The organism is Chitinophaga flava, from assembly GCF_003308995.1.
In the GTDB taxonomy this organism is placed as follows: Bacteria; Bacteroidota; Bacteroidia; order Chitinophagales; family Chitinophagaceae; genus Chitinophaga; species Chitinophaga flava.
This window is the reverse complement of the sequence record NZ_QFFJ01000002.1, coordinates 523900-546921: the sequence shown is the minus strand read 5'-3', so window position 1 is coordinate 546921 and position 23022 is coordinate 523900. Positions and strand designations below refer to the sequence as shown.

Here is a 23022-nt window from a genome sequence, read left to right as displayed (position 1 = left end):
ATCATAATTTTTGTGCCAGCAGAATGGCTTGTTTTAATGCATTGAGTTTATTACCTACTTCTTCCAGTTCGGAGGATGCTACCGATTTGGCCACCACACCGGCGCCGGCCTGGTAGTAAAGTGTGTTCATCTTGCTCAGCATGGAGCGGATCATGATAGCGTGATTGAAGTAACCATTGAAACCAACCACACCGATACAGCCGCCGTAGAAGCCGCGGGCAGTGGGTTCCAGCTCATCGATGATCTGCATGGCCCTATATTTAGGTGCGCCGGAGAGCGTACCAGCCGGGAAAGAAGAAGCGAGCAGGGAGAATGGGTTGGTTTTAGGATCTACCTTACCGATCACTTCGCTCACGAGATGGATCACGTGGGAATAATACTGTACCTGGCGATAGGTCGACACCTGCACATCAGTAGCATTTCTGCTGAGGTCATTACGGGCCAGATCTACCAGCATCACGTGCTCTGCATTTTCTTTAGGGTCCTGGAGCAGTTTATCTGCCAGTGCTTTATCCTGCGCATCATCACCGGTACGTCGGAAAGTACCTGCTATCGGGTGAATAGCGGCCACACCGTCTTTAATCACTATTTGTGCTTCCGGAGAAGAACCCATTAATTTATAATCGCCGTAATCGAAGAAGAAGAGATAAGGAGAGGGGTTGATAGAGCGGAGGGCGCGGTACACATTAAATTCATCGCCGGTGAAAGATTGCTGGAAGGCCCTGGAGAGTACTACCTGGAAGACATCTCCGCGAAAACAGTGTTGTTTGCCTTGTTCCACCATTTGCATGTATTCCGCGTCGGTCATGTTACTGGTTTCTTCTCCTGCGGTGGCGAAAGGATAGCCGGGTGAATCTTTGTGGCGGATCAGTGATTCTACCAGGTCAAACTCACTGTCTATGCCTTCTACCTGGTTTTCACAAAGGAATAGTTCATCCTTGAAGTGATTGATGGCGATCACATATTGGTAAAACCGGTATCGCATCAAAGGTATCGGAGCATTGCCGCCTTTTTTATTTTTATTGAATTCTATTGTTTCGAAGAACTGTACTGCATCAAAAGTGGTGTATCCAAAGAGGCTCTGGGCCATGGGTACCGGTTGGTTGCCGGTGAAGGTGTAGTTGCCCAGGAATTTCTCCAGTTCCTCCAGCACTTTTTGTGTGTCTTTCAGTTCTTTTTTCTCTACCGGCAGGTTGGGGTATTTGAACTCAAAATGGCTGGTGGAGGTGACTTCAATACCAGCGATGGGTTTTATACAGATATAAGAATAACTGTTGTCGCTGGCGCGGTAGTCGGTACTTTCCAGGAGGATAGAGCCGGGAAACTTGTCACGTAACCGCAGATAGATGCCCACTGGCGTGAAGATATCTGCCAGCATCTGTTTGGATCTTGTTTTTACTTGAATGGTACGCATAATATTCAGGGTAAAGGTGTTTGCATTTGTTAAAAGAAAAGGGCCTAAAAAGCCGAAAGGCCCGCTGTGTAACAGCGAGCCTTTCCAATTATATTTCAGACGAAACATGGCACTGTAACACAGATCAGGGATTGATTCCGTGCCACCACCAATGTTTATTTGTCATGATACTTTTCATAGCGAGACAAAAGTGAAACTTTTTTACAACAAATGCAAATTTTTTTTTGTCACACAAAGGCACGCCTATAATAAGCCTTTGGTACTTGGCAACTGCATATTATATGGATTACGTTTTACCGCCATCCGTACCGCTTTGGCAAAACATTTAAAGATCGCTTCTATTTTATGATGCTCATTTTGTCCTTCTGCTTTGATATTGAGATTGGCTTTAGCTCCATCGGAGAAGGATTTGAAGAAATGGAAGAACATTTCGGTAGGCATCTCCCCTATCTTTTCTCTTTTAAATTCCGCTTCCCATACCAGCCAGTTACGACCACCGAAGTCGATGCCGACCTGTGCAAGACAGTCATCCATCGGCAAACAGAAGCCATATCTTTCGATGCCGCGTTTATCTCCCAAACCCTTGGCAATAGCTTCTCCCAGCGCAATACCGGTATCTTCTATTGTATGGTGCTCATCGATGTGCAGGTCGCCATTGGCGGTGATATCAAGGTCAATGGAGCCATGGCGCGCGATCTGATCAAGCATATGATCGAAGAAACCCAGACCGGTGTGAATATTAGCCTTACCACTGCCATCAAGATTCAGCCGGATGGTAATATCAGTTTCATTTGTTTTTCGTACATGCGTTACCGTTCTGAGGCCCAGTTTCAGGAATTCATAGATACGGTTCCAGTCGGTAGACTCCAGCGCTATCACTGACTGCAGTGCCTGTGCATCGTCGCTGATTTCCGCATTGCCGAGGCCGTTGCCTTCATTGAGCCAGATAGCTTTGGCGCCCAGGTTTTTAGCCAGCTGCACATCGGTGATACGGTCACCGATCACGAAAGAGTTAGCCAGATCGTACTCGCCTGTAAAGAAGCGGGTAAGCATGCCTGTGCCAGGCTTACGGGTAGGAGCATTCTCTGCCGGAAAAGTCCGGTCGATGAATATTTCGCTGAACGTCACGCCTTCATTTTCAAAGGCTTTGAGTATCATTTGCTGTGCAGGCCAGAAAGTATCTTCCGGAAAAGCATCAGTACCCAGGCCATCCTGGTTGGTGACCATCACCAGTTCGTAATCCAGCTCAGCTGCAATACGGGCCATGTTCACAAATACTTTAGGATAAAACTCCACTTTTTCCAGGCTGTCGATCTGGTAGGTAGGCGGTACTTCCTTTATCAGGGTACCATCGCGGTCTATGAAGAGCACTCGTTTCATGCGGATACCGGTGTTTCTGTTTTCGGATTATAAGATTTTAATGTTTCGAGCAGTTGCAGATTTTCTGCCGGAGTACCTACAGTGATACGGAGGCAACCCATACACAGTTCTACTTTAGATCTGTCGCGCACCACAATGCCGCGCTGAGTAAGGAAATGGTAGATGCCTTTGGCGTCGGTGGTTTGAGCCAGCACAAAGTTGGCATCACTGGGATATACCTTCAGTACCATGGGCAGCTGTTCCAGACCCGCTGAGAGCAGGTCGCGCTCGATCACGATTTCGCGTATCCATTCATTTACCCTGGCTACGTTGTCCAGTGCCTGCAATGCCAGTTCCTGAGTGGCCTGCCCGATGTTGTACGGTGGCTTCACCTTGTTAAACACATTAATGATCTCTTCTCCTGCAAAAGCCATCCCTACGCGTAAACCGGCGAGGCCCCAGGCTTTTGACAGTGTTTGCAGCACTACCAGGTTGGGATATTCAGTCAGCTCCTGGATGAAACTTTTCTGACGGGAGAAATTGATATAAGCTTCATCAACTACTACGATACCATCGAAGTTGTTCAGCAGCAGTTCAATATCACTGCGGTGAATGGAGTTGCCGGTAGGATTGTTAGGAGAACAGATGAAAATCAGCTTGGTATTTTCATCAACGGCCTGTTGCAGTCCTTCTATATCCAGCTGAAAATCAGGTGTGAGGCTTACCTTACGGATGATCACATCATTGATGTGGGCGCTCACCTCGTACATGCCGTAGGTAGGCGGGCAGAGCACTACATTGTCTATGCCGCCGGGGTTGCAGAAAGCGCGAAACAGCACATCGATGGCTTCATCACTACCATTACCGATGAAGATATTCTGCGGTGGCACTCCTTTGATATCTGCCAGCTTGTATTTCAGCGGCCACTGCATAGGATCGGGGTAGCGGTTGTAATTAACCGGCAACGGCGATCCGAAGCTGTTTTCGTTGGCATCCAGGAAAACGGAAGCTTCTCCTTTAAACTCATCTCTTGCGGAAGAATAAGGTACCAGTCGTTTTATATTTTCCCTGAGCAGGGATTCGAGATTAAACATTTGATACGTAATATTTTGATTTGACTATTATTGTTTCAGTCTTACAGACACTGCATTCTTGTGAGCATCCAATCCTTCAGCAGCAGCCATGGCTTCAATAGTAGGACCGATCTGCTGTAATCCCTGCAGACTGATCTGCTGGAAAGTGATTTTCTTCACAAAGCTATCCAAAGATACACCACTGTAAGCGCTGGCATAACCGTTGGTCGGCAGGGTGTGGTTGGTACCGGAGGCATAGTCACCGGCACTTTCCGGTGTGTAGTTGCCCAGGAATACTGATCCGGCGTTGACCACCTTATCGGCCACATCGAGCTCATTGCGGCAGGCCAGGATAAGGTGCTCTGGCGCATAGGCATTAAGCATGTCCATGGCGGTGTCTATATCTTTCACCAGGATCATTTTGCTGTTATCGAGCGCAGCAGTGGCGATAGACTTGCGGGGCAGCCTGTCCAGCTGTGTCTGCAGCGCTTTTTCCACATCAGCGATCACTTTTTCGCTGGTGGTTACCAGCACCACCTGACTATCTGGTCCGTGTTCCGCCTGTGAGAGCAGATCGGCGGCCACAAAATCGGGTACACAGCTGTCATCTGCGAGCACGGCCACTTCAGAAGGGCCTGCCGGCATATCGATGGCTACGCCTCGTTTGTTGACCAGCTGTTTGGCGCAGGTCACGTATTGATTGCCTGGTCCAAAGATTTTGTATACGCGGGGCACAGTGGCTGTACCATAAGCCATGGCGCCGATAGCCTGTACCCCTCCTATTGTAAACACCCTGGATATCCCTACCAGCTGTGCTGTATACAGAATGGCCGGGTGCAGAGACGGCGTACAAAGAACTATTTCCTTACAACCTGCTATAGTGGCTGGAATCCCGAGCATCAGGATGGTAGAGAATAACGGAGCAGAACCACCGGGAATATACAGTCCCACTTTTTCGATGCCTACTGGTTTACGCCAGCATTGCACACCTGGCATGGTTTCGATGATCTGTGTTTTTTCCTGCTGAGCTTTGTGGAAAGTGGTGATATTGGCTGCAGCCTGCCGGATGGCTGCTTTCAGGGCAGGGTCCAGGGCTGCTTCTGCAGCAGCGAAGGCAGCTGGCGCCACTTCCAGATCGGTGAGTGTTACCTTATCAAATTCAGCTGCATATTTTCTGACGGCCTCGTCACCCTTGTCGCGCACATCGCTGAGTATAGCTTCCACTTTAGCTTCCAGTGCAGAAGTGTCCATCACAGGGCGCTGCAACAAAGTGTTCCAGGTGCTTTTATCGGGAAATTTTATTGTTTGCATCCTATACTTTTTTAGATCACCATTTTTTCGATGGGCACAACAAGAATACCTTGTGCACCGGCTGCTTTCAGACTTTCGATGATATCCCAGAAATCATTTTCATTGAGCACGGAGTGAACAGAGCTCCATCCCTGTTCTGCCAGAGGCAGTACGGTAGGGCTTTTCATACCTGGCAGCAGTCCGATAATATCATTCAGCTTTTCATTGGGTGCGTTGAGCAGGATATATTTATTATTCTTTGCTTTTTTCACTGCCTGGATGCGGAACAACAATTTATCCAGTAGTATCTGTTGTTCCGGCTGGAGGTTGTGGCATGCGGCCAGCACCGCTTCTGATTTCAGTACGGTTTCCACTTCCTTGAGGCCGTTCATAAATAAAGTGGAGCCGCTGCTTACGAGGTCGCAGATAGCATCAGCGAGGCCTATGCCGGGGGCTATTTCCACGGAGCCGCTGATCTCGTGAATTTCAGCTTTGATGCCGTTGCGCTGCAGGAACTCATTCACGATCACAGGATAACTGGTGGCGATCCTGGTGTTTTCGAGATCCTTTACTGTACTGTATTCCATGGTTTTAGGCACAGCCATGGACAGGCGGCATTTTCCGAAGCCGAGCTTCTCTACAATGTTGACCTGCTTTTTCTTTTCCAGCACTACGTTTTCACCTACAATACCAATATCCGCCACCCCGTCTTCAATATATTGCGGGATATCATCATCACGGAGGAAAAACACTTCCAGCGGGAAGTTGCTGGCTTCCGTTTTAAGCTTGTTAACACCATTGTTAATGTCGATGCCGCATTCCTTCAGCAATTTGATGGAATCATCGTGCAGGCGGCCGGATTTCTGGATGGCGATCTTTAGTTTCATGATGTGTAAAAATAAAAAAGGGGCTTACCTGTTGGTAAGCCCCTGATGATGAATCTAATATGGTGGTTATACACATTATCATCCCAGCCTACCTGCTCGGTAAGAATGATGGTGATGATGGATATGTATGTTGATAATCATAATGTCGGGACAAAAATAATAAGTAAATCGGGAAATCAAACTTATTTTTTTGTTAATCACCATTTAATTTTCAGGCCATATTCCTTTTTGAGTGTGAGCAGCGCTTCTGCGTTGCCTGTGGCGTCATCCACAGGATGATGCGTGTGTTTGGTTTTACGCAGATGTTTAAAATTCTGAAAAGTATCTTTCACGATTCCTTTATAAAGGCTGCCCAGATTCTGGGAGCTGTGACCAAAAGGATTGGCGCCGGTAAAATGATGAAAGTACCAGCAAATGAACATCCAGTCGAACCCGTTATTATCGCTGATAAATACAGGGCGGTCTTTACAGTTTTCTTTTAACCAGGCAGCAAAATCCTGCATCACCTTTTGTGGCTCATCAAACTGCAGGGTCTCTTCTCTGGTAAAACCTGATACGGCCAGCGCTTCAGGGATATATTGTTCAGAAACGGGCTTCAGTTGCCCATAAAAAGAGGTGTTGAGTGATTCATTGACTAGTACGGCGCCAAAAGAAATCATGGAATAATCGCCGGGAATAGGCCCATCGGATTCTACGTCTACCATTATGTAAGCCATAGGTTAGTTTTTAAGTTTCTTAAAGGTCATTAAACAATGTTATTTACAGATAAAGCCAGGTTATACTGTGCCATGTTGATTGGTTTCCAGCTGTGGATGGGGATCTTCGCGGCTGATGTCTGATATGGAGACTTTAAACAGTAATATTATCAAGTATTAACATCTGCATAGCAAATTACATAAAATAATTTATTGCTGTTATGTTCCCCGGAAATTCCACCGCAGCGGGCTGCGATAACTGTTCAGTGGCTCAAAAATATTCATGCGCCTGTTTTAGCAGTCAAAACGGTCATTTTGCTGATTTGCTGTAAGTTAAGCGATAGCAGCTGCTGCCGCGGTTTTCCTTCTTTTGTAAATGATCTGTTAATGGATTTTTCAAACTAAATTATTTAGCTTTATTTTGCTAATAATATTAGCAAATATTAAAAGCGATAGTAGTATGGAAGCATTGAAGTTGAGTGAGCTGAATATGACCCTGCCATTCTTTGACACGACTATACCTGCGGGCCTTCCCTCACCTGCGTTGGATTATGAGCCGGAAGAGATTGATCTCTCCCGCATTTTACAACCTAATCCCCACCAGTCATTTATCATCCGGGTTAAGGGCGACAGTATGACCGAAGCCCATATTCCGGATGGTTGCCTGGCGGTGGTAGACCGCTCTATTCGTCCATCCACCGGGGATATTATTGTGGCGGTGCTCAATGGGGAGTTTACCATCAAACGGTTGGTAAAAGCGGGTCGTAATTGGGTATTGCATCCGGAGAACCCTTTTTACAAACCGATTGTTATAACGGAAGAGGCTGACTTTCAGGTATGGGGTGTCATCACCGCTGTGATTGTAGACATGCGTAAATAGAGAAACGACAATGTTATGCACAATCCGTTAGTATTATTATCAGCTGCGCTGGTATCGGCGCTGTTGCGGGAAGGGTTTACTATTTTTGTACGCCAGTCTTATCCTGCCGGCGAATCACCTTCCGATGCACATATAAAAGAAGTATTGCTGATCACACCATATAAGGATATCGGCGCTGCCAATGCACATTTTCAGCATATACGGTTTGACCGGCGGAAATATATTTATCAGTCGTTCCATCCGGAGGAAGTGGAGAAGCTGTACACTGCAGCTTCGCAGCCTACAGGGTATAAAATTTACGTTGCATTGATCGCCGGCGACAAACAAACACCGGATGCACAACTGGCGCCTGTTGTACGACAGTATATCAGCCGCCATACCCAATGGCCGCCCGAAAAAACCAATGCCACACTATGTCTGCATTATGGGGATTTATATATTTCGCTGCGATATCAGCATGAAGAATTAAAAGTACCTTTACCCGCAATCGAAAGTTAAAACATGTGTTACGATATCGCCCTTAATGCCAACCTGCAACGGATACTAAAGTCGGTCCCCCTGCTAAAAACAGCAGGTAATCTGGACCTGAACTTCGACACCACCTATCATAAAATAGGCATGTCTTTTCCACAATGGCCGGTGATTGTTAACAACAACGGTCTGAAAGTGGACAAATACACCTGGGGGCCTGTTCCCAAACTGCTGGACACGCTTGAAAAAGTAAAAAGACAGCGGCAGATGTATCTCAATGCACGCAGTGAAAAAGTGCTGGAGAGCGGGACGATGTGGAATGCCATCCGGCATCAGCGTTGTCTGATACCGGTGACCGGCTTCTTCGAATACCGGCAGATACCTGAATGGAAAAATAAAGTAGCCTACTATATCCATTCCAAAGAACAGGAGGTTTTTCTTATTGCGGGCTTATGGGCTTACTCCAACTCCTGGGATGTGGACAAACCGGAACGTATCCCTACGTTCACCCTGCTGACACGCGCCGCCAATCCCCTGATGCGTCAGATACACAACGGAGGCGACAATGCCGGCAGAATGCCGCTGATGCTGCCGAATGAACTGGCCCTGCAATGGATAGAGAAGGATATAACTGAAACGGATATACGTAATATCATACAATATGAATATCCGGCAGAACAGCTGGAATACTGGCCGGTCAATTCTGTCCGGAAAGTAAAGCCGGATGATGAAACCGTGATCGCCAGAGCTGTATATGAAGGGTTACCTGAACTCAGTCTGTAACAAAAAAACTACTGCCGGTGAGCAACTTCATACCGGCAGTCCTGCGTATCCCCGGCCCTGCTACTCTTCAACAGGCATGGGTAGCTGCCGGAGTAAGAGACCGGTACCGGGAATACAAGGACAACATTTATAACCGGGCTACTAACCCATTGTTTTCTCAGGGCGCCAGGCAGAAGGCGATAGATGATTCAGCATCCAGCTGACTTTGACGACTATGGCCGTTAATAACAGTGGAGGCCACATACAGGGATTCTGCAAATGCTGCTACACCCGGACAGTTATTCAGCAGGTCAGACACATTCTTTATCAGATCCTGTCCATGCACCGGAGCGGGAAATAAAGCACCTGAATCAGCATATACACCACCATTCAGTCCTTTTATAATATTAAAAGACCAGGTAGCAAAGCCCTGCGGATGAGCTGCAGACCAGCGCAGTGTTACCTGGTCTGTTGCATTGATATATTTCAGATAGCCGCAACCGTTAGCCGGATGTGTATTCAGCAAGGGGACATCGAGGCTGGCCACACACTTCTCATTATTGATCAGCAACGTATTGCTCATGGAAGACACCTGTACATGCGCTGCGTCGTAGAACTCCACTAAGAGCGTATGCTGTCCGTTGGACACTGTAGTACTCTCGAGCAGGCAGCCCAGGTCTGAATTATAATACATAGCAGCCGGGTTGTGTACACTATAGAACCCGTTGATATCTGGCTTTTGTAATTCGATGATATCATAATGTCCGTTGGTGGTGTTCAGGCGTAAGTCGTTCCAGGATTCGAAACGAGGGCTGCCATCTATCAGCACCTTGTAATATTTGATGCCACTGCCCCAGGCATTGTAATGATCGATATTCACCGGCAGGGTGCCACCAAAAGGCGAGTCTTTCGGGAACTGGAAGGGATAGGCCGGCTGCGTGGTTGTATCGGCCTTTCCTAAGGCTGTAATGAGGTTCCAGGGCACAAAACCGATTCCCTTGTACCATCCGGTGCCTGTACTGGCCATAAGTGCATACTGATCTACTTCGCTATTGCAGCATACACAATAGCTGCCGGGCTGTGTGGCCACAATACTGGAAGGGCGGGAAGCGGTGTTACCGATAAACAGGTTGACATTATTGGATGTTTTGGTAACATCCACGCTGGAGATGCGGTTGGCCGGATCCCGTTCTGCCACCAGCAGCCGGCTTTCGGTGCTGTCTGTCCAGGTGAGGAAAAACGGAGCAGTCAATCCGCCTGCGATCAGTATTTTGATACCGGTGCTCAGTTCAATACGGCTGATGCCGGAAAGGCCCTGTTCTGTTACATATGCAAAAGACAGGTCTGAAGACAGGGTGAGGCCCACGGGGAAGTTAAGTCCGCTATAGAGCGCTGTTTTAGTGCCGGTAGTGAGGTCTATGCGGAACAGGTTGCCCGGATTGGCATATTCCACCACATAAGCCGTCATGTGTGCTTCGTCCAGCCACAACTGTTGCGGGGCGGTTAATCCGGAGCATACTACCGTAGCGGCAGCACGGTTGGCGCTGGCAAGATTTACTTTCATAATATCGCCGCTGCGTTCGGAAACAAAGGCGATTTGTTCATTGGCCATCACGGCAATATCTTCCGGATTAGTATAACCGCTGCCGATACGTTTATACGTTGGGGTTAGTTTGTAGGTCACCCATTGTACTTTGAGGTTGTAGTCATACGCTACTACCATCAGTTTACAATAATTGCCTTCCCGGGTACGTACACAAAAGACATCTCCATTGACCAGTTTATTGGAAGCGTCATTGTTACCAACAATAGCTGTATTGGAGTAGTTATAGGCCTGTAAGGCGGCCGGTGTGATCTGATTAAAATCTACTATGCCCAGATTGATGATCTGTGCATTGCCTTGTGGCACCATCAGCCTTTTTACCGTGTCTATCTGTTCCCACCAGATATCAGCTGTGGTACCTGCACTAACGTTGGTACCGGTTTCGCAATCAAACAGCCAGGTACCTTTGATATCGGTAGTACCCTGGGAAATAATGGTTGCTGAAACGGGAGCGAGGTCAATGGTAGAGATGAAGCCGTCGTATTCCACAAAGATGAGTTGGTTCTTGTTTTTCAGGTAGCGCGAACCAATAGCGCCAGCAAGATTAGCTGCTAACATTTTCATGACATGGGGTTTTAAATTGAAATGAAATTCTGCATAAGACACACCTGAGCACAGGTGTACCTTTAGTTTTGGGGAATTGTAGGTGAATAAAACAGGTGCTGTTTTCCGGAAACTGCGGAACGAAATTACGGAATCAGAAACGAATAAAAATGTTAAGCATTTGCGCAATTTCTGATTGCGTATATACACGTAAAGTGTAATATCTGAAAAAACCCTCTGCAACAGTTTGATATGAGGATGATAGTTGTCTACTTTGGGATGGAGGTGACAGTTTTTTTTACAAATCAGATAGCGGCTAATTGTCTTTATGAGATTCAGTTTGATCGGATTTCAATCATTTACATGATATTAACAAAAGGGTGGAAATAATGAAAGAAATTACAGATGAAAGAGGTACTCTATCTGGGAGTATATGGTCCGGATAAAAGCCTGAAAACGATAAGAGATATTGCAGTATTAACAATCATGTGAAAATTAAAAACGATGATCCCGAATATTTCCAACCAAATTAAACTCCACGAAGAAATACTCCTGTCTCCGGCTGCCTATGTAAAGCTTTTTGAAGAAGCCCGGGGAACAATTCTGTCAGCACAGTTTATTCCACCCAAATTGGGTAGCGGATCAGTATCAGGATACGTTAAGGTAAAACTTAAATCTTCAATTTATGACGGAAAATACTTCTCAACGGGTAAATAGTCACAAGCAGGACCAATTATTTACTGAAGCCACCCTGATAAGCTTTCTGGATACGCAAAAAGAAGAATTAAAGCTAAGACAGGATGAAATGATGTTACAAACACAAAAGCTACAATAGGAATATGATCTCTCAAAAGAGAACCTGCGTTTACAAGTGGAATATCTGAGGTCTGCTCCTAAGCATATATTCCGAAGCCGACTGCTGTTTGCCATATCTCTTATAATCATCCTCGTAATCGTAGCCGGTGTATTCCTCTATTGCGTATACATGGGCAAACAAGAGATAGCGATGCGTATCCTGGAAATAGTAACTACTGCCATTATCAGTTTGGGAGGCGGTTATGCCTGGGGAAAAAGCAGGAAAACCAATGAAAATGAAACCCACCTAAACTAAATAATCTGACATTAACTACTTTTACAGCTTAACCCGAAAAACAATCAATTATCTACTCATGTTTCAACTTATAGCCGAAAACACAGAAAAAATCTTCTCCTATCAGCATCAGGAAGAACAAACCTTTATCAATGTTCAGTCTGCAGACAATACCATTTGGTTTACACAGCCTCAGATAGCAGCATTATTCGGGGAATCACCAGCGCATATCGCATCTCTCATAAATAACATTTATGAAGAAAGCGAACTTGATATCCATACAACCATTCGCACATCCGATGAGGGTGCTACATTTTATGCCATCGATGTGGTAATATCCACCAGCTATCTGGTGAAATCTCCACGGAGCTTACAATTCCGCTCCTGGATCAACAAGATCATAAAAGACAGTCTTAGCAATGGCGGGACTTCAACCGAGCATCAAAGGCTGGCCACGAACACCGGATCAGTCAATACAGACGAAGCAACCGGACTGTTAAAAGTGCTTTCCGATTACGCCTACGCATTAGACATACTGGACAAATATGATCATCAACAGTTAACCATACAGGGCACTACCTCAGATACACTTTTCCAGATCAGCTATACGGTTGCCATGAATGCCATTCACGGATTAAAGGACAAATTTGGCGGCAGCACCCTGTTTGGTAATGAAAAAGACGATTCTTTCCGCAGTTCACTGGCGGTAATTTATCAAACCTTTGATGGTAGAGAGTTATATCCCAGTATTGAGGAAAAAGCAGCGCACTTGTTATATTTTGTGGTTAAAAACCACTCATTCTCCGATGGTAACAAACGTATCGCTGCTTTTCTCTTCGTGTGGTTTATTGATAAAAATAATTTGTTGTACCGGATAGATGGGTCCAAACGTATCGCAGACAATGCTCTCGTAGCGCTGACATTGATGATTGCAGAAAGTAAGGCGGATGAAAAAGAAATGATGATCAAAGTGGTTGTTAACCTTATCAATAACCTGAACTAACTTCCCCTTCCACCAACATCTGTTTCCGCAAATTCATCAATGCATACCTTACCCTTCCCAATGCGGTATTGATACTGATGCCTACTGTCTGTGCCATCTCTTTATAACTCAAGTCTGCGTAGTAGCGTAATACGACTGCTTCCCGCTGTACGGTTGGCAGCTGGTCCAGCATGGCATTGATTTCCTGACTGGTTTCGTGAGCAATCAGATGATGTTCAATGCTGTGTTCCATATAGTCAAGGCTATCGCCCATTTCATCGTTGTAGCCGGCCACTACGGTCTTAGACCAGGAGTTAACCTTACGGAAATGGCTGATGCAGCAGTTGTGGGCTATCCGTACCGCCCAGGCCAGAAACCGGTTATTGTCTGAATATTGTCCACTATGCAGGGCATTGACTATCTTGATAAATACTTCCTGAAAAATATCTTCGGCCAGATCGCGGTTGCGGACCAGGAGTACAATGGTGGTATATAATCTGCTTTTGTGACGGTGCACAAGGGTTGTAAAAGCCTGGTTATTACCGGCGATATACATACGGATCAGTTCATGGTCGGTAAAATCTTGATACTTGTTCATACACAGGTTTCAATCGTTAAAAAATAAAAGCTTCAGTATACGGTCTCCCTTGAAAGGGAGACCATTATTTCTATGCTGGAGGCTATGAGTAATTAACCTAATCTTCCAGGTGCAGGGATTCCTTCACCTGACCATAATTTTTCCAGTCGAAAGTGCTGGCAGAGCGGGCAGCAATACCACCAGGCACTACAACGTATCTGTATTGGTAAACTTTACCGTTGGCAGTAGTTCTTGTACCTGGGTTGGCGTTAGATACCACTGTAATAGCTTTATTAGCCGCTACATAACGGATGATAACACCACCTTCATCGGTATAAGGCAACAATACAATCCTGGGCTGTAATGCTGTACCCAGATTGATATACACGTTCACCAATGCATTACCCAGCAGGATAGAATCAACTTTAGGCGTTGAGATCACGGCGCCATAAAGAACGGTGTCTACACCACCAGTAGAATTGGGAGCCGTTTGAATTCCCTGAAACTGAACATCCAACCAACCAGAATAAATCACATTGGCAGAACCGGGTAAACCGGAATCCCCTTTAGGACCCTGAGATCCTTTAGTACCGGCAGTTCCGGCAGGACCAGCAGGTCCTTGTGCTCCGTCTTTGGAGCAGGCAGCAAAAAATACAACTACAGAGAGAACCAGTGCATAGGGCATGCAACGCAATACTTGTTTCATAATTACAATTTGGATTTAAGTGTTTATTTTGATTGATATTTATTTGTTGGATGCAATTTTTACCAGACGTTTCTCGGACAGGTATCACCATATTTGTTGCCCAGCAGGAACCCTATCATAATCTCATGAGATCCTTTACTGACGGTATTCAGCGAAGAAGCCGTATAGTCGTAGGAGTAACCGATGTTAAAAGTGGAATTGATATTCACCCCGAACATGGCCGCCACACCATCATGCAGGCGGTAGGAAGCTCCCATCCAGAAACGGTCCCTGAACATCGCACGGGCATTTACATCTACACTCATCGGCATAGCGGTAATGAACTTGATCATCACCGACGGCAGTATATTGATATCATCGTTTATCCATAAACGATAGCCTGTGGTGAAAAACAGGTGTGGCACCAGTTTGCCCCGATAGAGGCTGTCGCCTACCAGCTTTCCGTTATCGTATCCGATGTTTTGCGGGATAATATTCTGTGCGGAGATGCCAGCGAAATAGTCTGCTGAGTACAACCACAACCCCGCCCCTATATCCGGGCGCCAGCGGTTCAGGATACCGGTACCATTGATAGCCGGATCGTTTGGGTCCAAAAAACCCACCTTGCTGGCATCCAGGCTCACCTGCTGCATACCCAATGACAGCCCGGCACTCAGGCTGGTACGGGGCGACAGGTTGATATGATGGGCATACGCAGCGCTGATGGAAAAACGATTGAGTGGCCCCGCTTTGTCGTTCAGGATGGTGAGCCCTGCACCGGGATGTGGCGGCGGTGTTGTATAATCCCGCCAGTAAGCCTTTCCCCGGGGATTCTCCCCCTGTATATCGAAGCCGGTAGGTGATGATGTACTATAGTCCGATTTGCGTAATGGTCCATGCACCGTGAAATAAGTGGTTACCGGCGAACCATTCAGCCCGGCCCACTGATGACGATGGCTCAGACGCAGGTCCCAGTAATTTTCTATTCCTGCTACCGCAGGATTGATGATGAAAGGATTCATAATATACTGTGTGTAATGCGGCTGTTGCTGGGCCTGTACACACATCGTTATCAATCCCATCAAACCAGTTAACACAAACTTTTTCATGACTCAATGTTTTAGGTTAAAAACATATGCTCCGTTATTTCTTCAGCACAGTGAAAGTGGTCCTTCTGTTCTTCTGTCTGCCTTCCGGGTTGTCTGTGCCATCCGGCAGGGAGTTGGGCGCTATCGGCATAGAAGCACCATAACCTTTGTAGGTAAGGCGGTTGCGGTCTATTCCTTTTTCTATCAGATAGTCTGCGCAGCTTTTAGCACGGGCTTCCGACAGGCGCTGGTTGTAACGTTTGGTACCGATACTGTCGGTATGGGCACTCAACTCTATCTCCATAGAAGGATTTTCATTCAGCAGGGCTACCAGTTTGTCCAGTGCAGTGAAAGATTCCGGTTTGAGAGTAGACTTATCATAGTCATAGTACACATCTTCAAGGGTTACCGGCGAAGGCGGTGGTACTATCGGCGTAAGGCATAATAGCGGTGCGGTAATGGCTTCCGCATCTTCATCTGCCGGCACATCTATCCGTTGGGAGGAAGACGTATAACCATCTGCGTTAGCCACGGCCACCAGCGGCTGATATTCATCCATGGTGAAAGCGTAACTACCGTCAGCAGCGGTATTGCGGGTGGTGACCACCGTGTGGCGGACTGTATCGATGATACGCACTTCCGCACCGGCTACCGGTGTATTGCTATTGCAGGCTACTACTATCCCGCTAAGCTGTCGTGCTGGCCTGTCTTTATGCAGAAAAAACAGCTCCAGGCAACATTCGGCGGCTCTGTCGGTTCCCAGCAGCACATCATCCAGCAGATTGCGGTTGTTGCTGCGGCTCGCGAAATAGATATCGTCTTTTACAGAGTTGACAGGATATCCCATATTGACGGGCGTTTGGAAGTTGCCTGGCTCTCCTTTGCTGCTGAAGAAATCATAACCGCCCATCCCTGTTCTGCCGTCAGTAGAAAATACGAGGGTGCGGGTAGCGGCATGATAATAAGGCGCCTGCTCGTTTTCGGCGGTATTGATCACTGTTCCAAGGTTGGAAGTACTTATGGGTTTGCCTGTCTCATCAAGTACTGCACACCACAGGTCGAAGCCGCCCTGTCCGCCGGGCCTGTCGCTGGCGTATAACAGGTGTTTGCCATCAGGCAATACAAAAGGCTGCTGGGTGTTGCTGCCGGGCACATTGATGGTGGCATCCAGCTGCACCGGCTCACTCCAGCTGTTACCGTTTTTTCGGGAGGTCCAGATGGAAGTGATTTTTTTGCCATGATCAATATGCCAGCGGGTGAGGAACAGCTGCTGTCCATCCGGTGTGAGGCTGACAGCTCCCTGGTGCAGCAACTCCGGCTGTGATAATGTCAGCAGCCTGATATTGGACGCCTGGCCGTTGGCATAATCTGCGGTATAAACACGGTTGATATAACCTTTATTTCTATCCGGATCAGGACGGGTGGAAGTGAACAATAATGCTCCATCAGCTGTCCAGCAGGGCGCATAACTGGCGCCGGTGGTATTCAGCGCTGCCGGTGCTTTGCGGACTTCATATTTGGATAAATCATTTCTTTTCAGCTGCCCGTTGATAAAGGACAGATTATCCACTTCACGGGCAGCCGCTGTACTATAGCCATCTTTGGAGCCATAACCATTCAGGAAATTCCGGAAGGCTTTTTCTGCGTCTTCATATTTACCTAATGCCCGCAGGGAAACAGCATAGTAATAGCCTGCCAGCGGGAAACTGTTTTTATCAGCCTCCATCACGGTTTCATAATAAGGCGCCGCCTTTCCGTAGTTGTGCAGATTACGATAGCTCTCTGCCAACTTATATACAGCCTGCTGCTCACTGCTTACCGGAGCAGCTGTTTTTCTGCTCGCAGTTACAGCGGCGTAAGGCTTGTAGGAATCACGCCGGAACGCTTTGTTTTTGGTACCGAGGTATTTTTCATAATACTGCACAGCAGAGTTATAATCTTCCTTTTTATAGTATTGATCGGCAGCTTTCAGGTAATCATAGGTAAATTGTCCATACGACACTAATCCTGCCAGCACCATGGAAGCGGTAACGAATATTTTTTTCATGAGATGCCTGTTACTTTTAAAAATTGATTACAAACGGGGACATACAAATTCCACTTCCGGTGTTCTCACTTTCCTGCGTCCGATGAAGGTGATAGATACTTCGAAGCTATTGGAGCCACGGGCCATCTTGTTCAGATCAGAAGTATTGATATCGTAGCTGACGCCCAGCATCATGGTTTTATAGATAAACCCGGCATGTGTGGTAAAAGCGTCTTTAACACGATAATTCAGACCCAGCAGAAAATCGGTACCTGGCGCGGCTGTCAGCTGACCATAAGCGCCAATCATTTTCTCCTGTGCCGGCCCTTGTTGCATAAACAGGAAATTGGGTGTAACACTCAGTATATCCGACAACGTTAGTTTCACGCCGCCATGCACATTAAAACGCATCGGGAAGCGGGCATCACCGGCAGCACTGAACTGGTCCTGCGGACGAGTAAGGTGCATCACGGAAAAACCGCCATAGATATTGTATTTTTTTCCGGGGGTGGCGTCATAATACAAGGCTCCGGCACCAGCATCGAATGAAATCGATGAAGTACGTGTGAGCATATCCGTTACCGGATTACCAGGGTTGTAGCCGGTCACCGGATTCCATTGCTCCCCGAAGGTGAGCTTGGAAGGATCAAAGCGGCGCTGTATAAAACCCAGCTGCAGACCGAAGTTGAGTTGATGATAATGCGCTGCGTCCAGCTTTACGCCGGTATAGGCAGCATTTACGTAACCGGTAGTATAGTTATATCCACCGTCACCGGCAGCCTGGTTGAGCACACTGGCGCCGAGGTTGATATTTCTGTTGGTAGGCAGTTCTGCTGTGACACCGTATGTTTTGAAGGGGCTGATATTACCCCACTGTGTACGATAGATGGCCGCTACCCGGTAATCACCGTCGAATGCGCCTGTCAGTGCAGGATTGAGCCAGGACGGATAAGTATAATACTGAGAGAAGTGCGGGTCAGCCTGTGCCATCGCCTTTGAGCAGGCGAAGAAGGCTGTCACTGACATGAGCCATGTTGCAATTTTAGTTCTCATTTTGCTGTCGGTGTTTTATGTGAATGATGTTCATTATTTGATGATAGCGACATAACCTGTGAGTGGCGCAAATCCATTGCTCAGGGTGATGACATAGTAGTATGTTCCCAACGGCAGCGGATTTCCTTTGAAGCTACCATCCCATGGCAGTGCATAACCGTCTGAATGATACACACGCTGGCCATAGCGGTTGAAGACTTCCACTTTACTACCGGGATAATCACTCAGGTTGTAGATCACCCATTTATCGTTGATATTATCGCCATTAGGTGAAAAGGCATTTGGTGGCACTACTGGCTTCAGCACTTTTACAGACATCTTGTCGCTGGCGGTACAGTTGTTTTTACCGATAGCAGTCAGCGTATATACCTGGTCGTGCATAGCAGGGATCACTGGTGAAAGCAGCGTTGGGTTCGGGAAGTCGGCTGCAGGTTCCCAGCGGAACTTCAGGTTGACGGAATCATTGGCCGTAGGCCTGAAAGTAATCACGGTTCCCTGTGGCACCACAAACGACTGGCCTGCATCAATTACTGGTTGCAGATACACCACCACCTTACTATCGAAGGGTGCTGATGTACAACCGGCAGCATTCACCACTTTCAGCTGTACGCCGTATTCACCGGGGCTGGTATATTTCTTCACCGGATTTTGTGCGGTGGATGTTGTACCATCACCAAAAGACCATTGCCATTTGGTAATGTTACTACGGGCATCGGTGCTCTGATCAGTGAAACTATTATCAGTACCCTGACATAAAGTATCAGGTGTCACTTTAAAGGATGCTACCGGTTGTCCGAAGAAAGTTTCCAGGCGTGTGATCTTCGAATCGGTACAACCAAAGGCAGAAGTGGCTGTCAGCGTGATATCGAACGGACCATAAGCGGTGTAGTTATGCAAAGGATCTTTTAATGCTGATTTTGCACTGCCATCACCAAAGTCCCACTGCCAGGAAAGGGCAGAGTTATCTTTGATAGTAGTCAGGTTGGTGAAAGTGGCACTGCCTTCTGGCATACAAACAGAAGCAGGCAACTGGAAGACCACTATCGGTAACGGATGTACGGCCACTGTTACAGCAGCGGTATCGCTGGTACATTGCTGATCGCTGACAGTCACCAGTTTCACACGGTAGTTGCCATCAGCGGCATAGTTGATATTAAAAGGATTGTTATTAGTGGCGACTGTCTGATGTCCGTTACCATCGTCCCATTTCCAGGTGGTGATAGTACCGGTGGTGATGCCAGACTGGTCGGTGATGGCGGCAGGCTGTCCGAGGCAAAGGTTGGGCGTTGCGGCGAAAGCAGCTGTCGGCTTGGGATATACGGTGATATCTGTAGCGATGGAGTCGGAACAGCCGGTAGTGGTATTAAACACATACCAGATTTTATGTGTGCCCGCACCAGCCACAGCAGGTGTAAAATTACCGGATGAATCGGTAGCAGGGCCTTTATAATACCCTTTACCGGTCACACCATTTTTCACACTGGCATTAGCCACTGGTATTGTGCCTTTTACATTAACACAAACTCCGTTGACAGCAGTATAAGCCAGCTGTGGTTTCAGTTTGAAGCTGGCTGTGATAGTTGTATCTTTCGTACAGCCCTTATCGGTAGTTACCTGGTATTTGATGTTATACGAACCAAAGGTGGTATAAGCATGGGTAGGAGCAGACAGCACCGAAGTATTGGGATTGGCTGGCGTAGCACCGGCATCTCCAAAGTCCCAGCTATGGCCTGTGATGGTCTGCGCATCAGGAACAGTGGCCGCAGTATTAAACTGCACCACACCGTTTACCGGCAGACAGTTACCGGGGAAGGTAAAGTCTGCATGAGGTTTGGCATATACCGTGATGGTTTGTGTAGCAGTATCACTCACACACAGCGAACTCACTTTCACTACATGTTTGACGGTATAGGTTTTAAATCCATTGTAGGTCATAGATGGAGAAGCATTGGTGATAGCATTCAACACTGAGTCATTACCAAAATTCCAATACCATTCTTTTAGCGGAGCAGTACCACCGTAGGTAGAGTTGTCCGTTAATTTTACAGCAGCACCTTCACACAAAGCAGCGGCATCGCTGGTGAAAGCGGCTACCGGTTTGGCAGCAGCAGTTATCTGGAAGGCAGTATCACCCACGCATCCGTCTTTGGAGATAACGGTGAGTTTTACGTTGGACGGGCCTACCGGGAAGGCATGATGTACTTCTATGCCGCTATCCAGTTTGGGGCCGGGGAATTCCCATTTCCAGCGATCGATCTTATAATCAGGTTGATTATTATCTCCTTTTAAAATCGCTGAGTCGAGGGTACAGCCGGTGTAGGTATAAGATGCAATAGCACGGGGTTTGGTTTTCACCGTCAGCGTATAACCTACTTTTTCTGTATTGGTACAGTTCTCAATAGACGGATGAGTAGACATCACAGTGATGTTCTGTTCACCCTCTGTTGTGAACTTATAAGACCCTGGCAGGGTGTATTTATAATAAGTGATTCCCTTGATCACTACGGTGCCGGTAGAAACCGGGTTGTTGACTGTCACGTCAGCATTGGGCGTGATAGCGGCTCCCAGCAGGCTCAGTTTCCACACCATTTTGGTGGGTTGATAAGCCATGAGGATAGATAGTTCTACCGGTGTTTGTGTACAGGTAAAATCATTGGTTGTTTTGGAAGTATCGTATTCGTTGTGAATAGAACCCACCGCGTTGAGGTTGTTGATGAGCGTTCCTGCGTTATAGGCATAACTTTCCACAGAGCCCAGGCCGTAGGTAGTGGCAATGAAAGCGGAGTCGCTTGTCACGATACACTGTGCCTGCGCAGCGGGCCAGCGTTTTATCACTACTGAATAGCCATTCATACGGGGATGGGGATACGCAAGATCATAGTTATTTTGAACACCATCGATTCTCAGAGAAGTAGTACCCGCTGTAGGAATGATCATGGTGAGGTAATTGACCGTAATACTTTCGCGGGTATTGCGGTAAAAACCGGTTCTTTTAATAGCTTGTTCCAATGGGCTCAGGTACACCATCTCAGGATCTCCCAGGTTATCCGTATTACCGCAGGCAAAGGAAGACGGCATATACTGTGCTACCAGCACCGGCTTATCTGCTTCAATATAATCAGCGGTGCCGCTGAGGTATTCATAGTAGGAGTTGTTGATCAGTGTTGTTTTGTCCAGTGTCAACCCGTTTTTCACGACTATTGTATTCGGGTCTTTCACCACGATTCTGAAAATAGCGTTCTGAGGGCTGGAAGGGCTGTTGGAAGCCGAAAAAGGCGCCGTCAGATATCGTTTTCCCCAGGCCTGGAAAGGAAATACCTGCTGAATATCATTATCCCCACTGCTAGAAGCACCGTTACAGGTGATGGAGGTGCGGCTGCTGCCTGAAAACACAGCCACCGGGAAACATTGTCCGTTGGCGTTACCAATGGATTTGACAACAGTCCCCGTCAGCTGACGGCCCAGAGAGCCACCCAGTGAAGCACCTACCAGCTGGTAAATATCTCCGCGGTTGAGTGTTACAGTAAAAGGTACACCCGGCAGGCGGCCATTACGGGTCAATACGGAAGGGGTTATCTCAACAACAGTATTATTCTGATTAGCGATGACAAACATCCAGTTAAAACAATCGGAGCCGTAGTTCTGCTGACTGTTAACGGAGATATAGGAATAGCCCCATGTTTCCTCCGGCATGAGCATGGTAGCACCGGAAGAGGCGCTGCCATAAATATGTGCATAAGCTACGATGGGCACATTACTCTGGATATGAATGGATCTATTGGTGAACACGCCTTCTCCACCGGTACCTCCGAAAGAAGGTGGAGGAGAATATAAGCGGGCATCGCTGGCACCGGCCTTGGGAATCAGGTCGGATGCAATCACCGTATTGGCCGGGATGTTATAGGTCCTTGTCCATGCCGTGCCAGTAATACTTACCGTAACGGTAGCAGCCTGTTCGGCACTCAGGTAAAGGATCATCTCCTGGCTGTTGGAGTTACCGGGTTCCATGAACTGATGGTGTCCGTAGCCTACCCAGAAGTCCTTCCCTTTGTTGGAAAGATTCTGGGCGTATAAACTAAAGGCTACGAACTGCAACACTAACACAGATATGGCCAGTTTACACCACTGTAGCGTAGCGCCGACAGGATGATTAATAATTTTGGTTAACATCTTGTACAATTTTTCATCATGAAATGATTATTGTTTGATGATCATCTTTGACGTTCTTGTCCCATCTTCAAATATGGCCTTCAGCAGATAAGGACCTTGTTCCAGTCCGGATACCTCCACCAGGTTATGTTTGCCCGGTGTGTGTATCTTCCTTACCTGCCTGCCGTCCAGGGCATAAATCACCAGCTCCCGCATCGTTTTCACGGATTGCACATGCAGCGAAGCTGTTACCGGATTAGGGAAAGCGGCGATAGACCTTGCACTGTTCAAGAGGCTGTCTATTCCCTGGCGGCAGCTGTAGGCTGCTGCATGGGCCTTACGCCCATGCAGCAACGCAGCTGTTATTATGAAAGCAAGCAAATACTTCTTCATCA

21 protein-coding genes are annotated in these 23022 nt (G+C 47.2%); 7 read left to right on the top strand and 14 right to left on the bottom strand.

Translation table 11 applies throughout. From position 1 onward, the window contains the following. Window position 1: 1 nt before the first annotated feature. From DF182_RS18600 to DF182_RS18575, 6 genes are all read right to left on the bottom strand, one after another. Complete coding sequence (locus DF182_RS18600) at window positions 2-1414, bottom strand: anthranilate synthase component I family protein (RefSeq protein WP_113619631.1); 1413 nt, start codon at window positions 1412-1414, stop codon at window positions 2-4. 243 nt (window positions 1415-1657) lie between these two features. After that, entirely contained in the window at window positions 1658-2794 is a 1137-nt protein-coding gene (gene hisB, locus DF182_RS18595; RefSeq protein WP_113617332.1) for a bifunctional histidinol-phosphatase/imidazoleglycerol-phosphate dehydratase HisB, read from the bottom strand. Next, a complete protein-coding gene (gene hisC, locus DF182_RS18590) occupies window positions 2791-3867 on the bottom strand; it encodes a histidinol-phosphate transaminase (RefSeq protein ID WP_113617331.1) in 1077 nt (358 codons plus the stop codon). Before hisC ends, hisB begins: the two co-directional genes overlap by 4 nt. 27 nt (window positions 3868-3894) lie before the next feature. Continuing rightward, a complete protein-coding gene (gene hisD / locus DF182_RS18585; RefSeq protein WP_113617330.1) occupies window positions 3895-5157 on the bottom strand; it encodes a histidinol dehydrogenase in 1263 nt (420 codons plus the stop codon). An 11-nt stretch (window positions 5158-5168) separates the two neighbouring features. After that, window positions 5169-6023, bottom strand: a complete 855-nt coding sequence (gene hisG, locus DF182_RS18580) for an ATP phosphoribosyltransferase (protein WP_211327162.1) — start codon at window positions 6021-6023, stop codon at window positions 5169-5171. Window positions 6024-6220: 197 nt separating this feature from the next. Beyond that, on the bottom strand, window positions 6221-6739 hold the full coding sequence (locus DF182_RS18575) for an exonuclease domain-containing protein (protein WP_113617328.1): 519 nt from the start codon (window positions 6737-6739) through the stop codon (window positions 6221-6223). Between the two features lie 439 nt (window positions 6740-7178). Here DF182_RS18575 and DF182_RS18570 point away from each other — a divergent pair, with 439 nt between their 5' ends. Genes DF182_RS18570 through DF182_RS32140 form a run of 4 tightly spaced genes read left to right on the top strand, consistent with a single transcriptional unit; the run spans window position 7179 to window position 9055 of the window. Further along, window positions 7179-7598 carry a LexA family protein gene (locus DF182_RS18570; protein WP_245957484.1) on the top strand — a complete coding sequence of 140 codons (420 nt, stop codon included), beginning with the start codon at window positions 7179-7181 and terminating at the stop codon, window positions 7596-7598. A 15-nt stretch (window positions 7599-7613) separates the two neighbouring features. Then, window positions 7614-8096: a hypothetical protein gene (locus tag DF182_RS18565; protein WP_113617327.1), complete on the top strand. Its 483-nt coding sequence runs from the start codon at window positions 7614-7616 to the stop codon at window positions 8094-8096. 3 nt (window positions 8097-8099) lie between these two features. Continuing rightward, entirely contained in the window at window positions 8100-8852 is a 753-nt protein-coding gene (locus tag DF182_RS18560; protein WP_113617326.1) for an SOS response-associated peptidase, read from the top strand. Between the two features lie 17 nt (window positions 8853-8869). Then, window positions 8870-9055 (top strand): hypothetical protein, encoded by a 186-nt coding sequence (locus DF182_RS32140; RefSeq protein ID WP_147243479.1) that lies wholly within the window; start codon window positions 8870-8872, stop codon window positions 9053-9055. Here DF182_RS32140 and DF182_RS18555 read toward each other — a convergent pair. Continuing rightward, complete coding sequence (locus tag DF182_RS18555; protein WP_113617325.1) at window positions 9010-10998, bottom strand: YncE family protein; 1989 nt, start codon at window positions 10996-10998, stop codon at window positions 9010-9012. The two genes, DF182_RS32140 and DF182_RS18555, sit on opposite strands and share 46 nt — an antisense overlap. 664 nt (window positions 10999-11662) lie before the next feature. Here DF182_RS18555 and DF182_RS32345 point away from each other — a divergent pair. Genes DF182_RS32345 through DF182_RS18545 form a run of 3 tightly spaced genes read left to right on the top strand, consistent with a single transcriptional unit; the run spans window position 11663 to window position 13070 of the window. Then, a complete protein-coding gene (locus tag DF182_RS32345) occupies window positions 11663-11812 on the top strand; it encodes a hypothetical protein (protein WP_153260008.1) in 150 nt (49 codons plus the stop codon). Between the two features lie 36 nt (window positions 11813-11848). Further along, window positions 11849-12088 (top strand): hypothetical protein, encoded by a 240-nt coding sequence (locus DF182_RS32135; RefSeq protein WP_147243478.1) that lies wholly within the window; start codon window positions 11849-11851, stop codon window positions 12086-12088. 58 nt (window positions 12089-12146) lie between these two features. Next, entirely contained in the window at window positions 12147-13070 is a 924-nt protein-coding gene (locus DF182_RS18545) for a Fic family protein (protein WP_113617323.1), read from the top strand. On the opposite strand, the gene DF182_RS18540 is transcribed toward DF182_RS18545, so the two are convergent. The 7 genes from DF182_RS18540 to DF182_RS18510 form a co-directional block, all read right to left on the bottom strand. After that, a complete protein-coding gene (locus tag DF182_RS18540) occupies window positions 13054-13647 on the bottom strand; it encodes an RNA polymerase sigma factor (RefSeq protein ID WP_113617322.1) in 594 nt (197 codons plus the stop codon). The genes DF182_RS18545 and DF182_RS18540 overlap by 17 nt on opposite strands. A gap of 97 nt (window positions 13648-13744) precedes the next feature. Further along, window positions 13745-14332: a collagen-like protein gene (locus DF182_RS18535; RefSeq protein ID WP_147243477.1), complete on the bottom strand. Its 588-nt coding sequence runs from the start codon at window positions 14330-14332 to the stop codon at window positions 13745-13747. Window positions 14333-14391: 59 nt separating this feature from the next. Further along, entirely contained in the window at window positions 14392-15420 is a 1029-nt protein-coding gene (locus tag DF182_RS18530) for a PorP/SprF family type IX secretion system membrane protein (RefSeq protein ID WP_113617320.1), read from the bottom strand. Window positions 15421-15454: 34 nt separating this feature from the next. After that, window positions 15455-17446, bottom strand: a complete 1992-nt coding sequence (locus DF182_RS18525; protein ID WP_113617319.1) for an OmpA family protein — start codon at window positions 17444-17446, stop codon at window positions 15455-15457. A gap of 27 nt (window positions 17447-17473) precedes the next feature. Then, window positions 17474-18478 (bottom strand): PorP/SprF family type IX secretion system membrane protein, encoded by a 1005-nt coding sequence (locus DF182_RS18520; RefSeq protein ID WP_113617318.1) that lies wholly within the window; start codon window positions 18476-18478, stop codon window positions 17474-17476. A 33-nt stretch (window positions 18479-18511) separates the two neighbouring features. After that, window positions 18512-22648 (bottom strand): PKD domain-containing protein, encoded by a 4137-nt coding sequence (locus tag DF182_RS18515; protein ID WP_113617317.1) that lies wholly within the window; start codon window positions 22646-22648, stop codon window positions 18512-18514. 27 nt (window positions 22649-22675) lie between these two features. Continuing rightward, window positions 22676-23020 (bottom strand): T9SS type A sorting domain-containing protein, encoded by a 345-nt coding sequence (locus DF182_RS18510; protein WP_113617316.1) that lies wholly within the window; start codon window positions 23018-23020, stop codon window positions 22676-22678. Window positions 23021-23022: the final 2 nt, after the last annotated feature.

Bases quoted from the DNA above. Each gene is read 5' to 3' on its own strand.
- DF182_RS18600 (WP_113619631.1), bottom strand. From the start codon at position 1,414: ATGCGTACCATTCAAGTAAAAACAAGATCCAAACAGATGCTGGCAGAT.
- hisB (WP_113617332.1), bottom strand. From the start codon at position 2,794: ATGAAACGAGTGCTCTTCATAGACCGCGATGGTACCCTGATAAAGGAA.
- hisC (WP_113617331.1), bottom strand. From the start codon at position 3,867: ATGTTTAATCTCGAATCCCTGCTCAGGGAAAATATAAAACGACTGGTA.
- hisD (WP_113617330.1), bottom strand. From the start codon at position 5,157: ATGCAAACAATAAAATTTCCCGATAAAAGCACCTGGAACACTTTGTTG.
- hisG (WP_211327162.1), bottom strand. From the start codon at position 6,023: ATGAAACTAAAGATCGCCATCCAGAAATCCGGCCGCCTGCACGATGAT.
- DF182_RS18575 (WP_113617328.1), bottom strand. From the start codon at position 6,739: ATGGCTTACATAATGGTAGACGTAGAATCCGATGGGCCTATTCCCGGC.
- DF182_RS18570 (WP_245957484.1), top strand. From the start codon at position 7,179: ATGGAAGCATTGAAGTTGAGTGAGCTGAATATGACCCTGCCATTCTTT.
- DF182_RS18565 (WP_113617327.1), top strand. From the start codon at position 7,614: ATGCACAATCCGTTAGTATTATTATCAGCTGCGCTGGTATCGGCGCTG.
- DF182_RS18560 (WP_113617326.1), top strand. From the start codon at position 8,100: ATGTGTTACGATATCGCCCTTAATGCCAACCTGCAACGGATACTAAAG.
- DF182_RS18555 (WP_113617325.1), bottom strand. From the start codon at position 10,998: ATGAAAATGTTAGCAGCTAATCTTGCTGGCGCTATTGGTTCGCGCTAC.
- DF182_RS32345 (WP_153260008.1), top strand. From the start codon at position 11,663: ATGACGGAAAATACTTCTCAACGGGTAAATAGTCACAAGCAGGACCAA.
- DF182_RS18545 (WP_113617323.1), top strand. From the start codon at position 12,147: ATGTTTCAACTTATAGCCGAAAACACAGAAAAAATCTTCTCCTATCAG.
- DF182_RS18540 (WP_113617322.1), bottom strand. From the start codon at position 13,647: ATGAACAAGTATCAAGATTTTACCGACCATGAACTGATCCGTATGTAT.
- DF182_RS18535 (WP_147243477.1), bottom strand. From the start codon at position 14,332: ATGAAACAAGTATTGCGTTGCATGCCCTATGCACTGGTTCTCTCTGTA.
- DF182_RS18530 (WP_113617320.1), bottom strand. From the start codon at position 15,420: ATGAAAAAGTTTGTGTTAACTGGTTTGATGGGATTGATAACGATGTGT.
- DF182_RS18525 (WP_113617319.1), bottom strand. From the start codon at position 17,446: ATGAAAAAAATATTCGTTACCGCTTCCATGGTGCTGGCAGGATTAGTG.
- DF182_RS18520 (WP_113617318.1), bottom strand. From the start codon at position 18,478: ATGAGAACTAAAATTGCAACATGGCTCATGTCAGTGACAGCCTTCTTC.
- DF182_RS18515 (WP_113617317.1), bottom strand. From the start codon at position 22,648: ATGTTAACCAAAATTATTAATCATCCTGTCGGCGCTACGCTACAGTGG.
- DF182_RS18510 (WP_113617316.1), bottom strand. From the start codon at position 23,020: ATGAAGAAGTATTTGCTTGCTTTCATAATAACAGCTGCGTTGCTGCAT.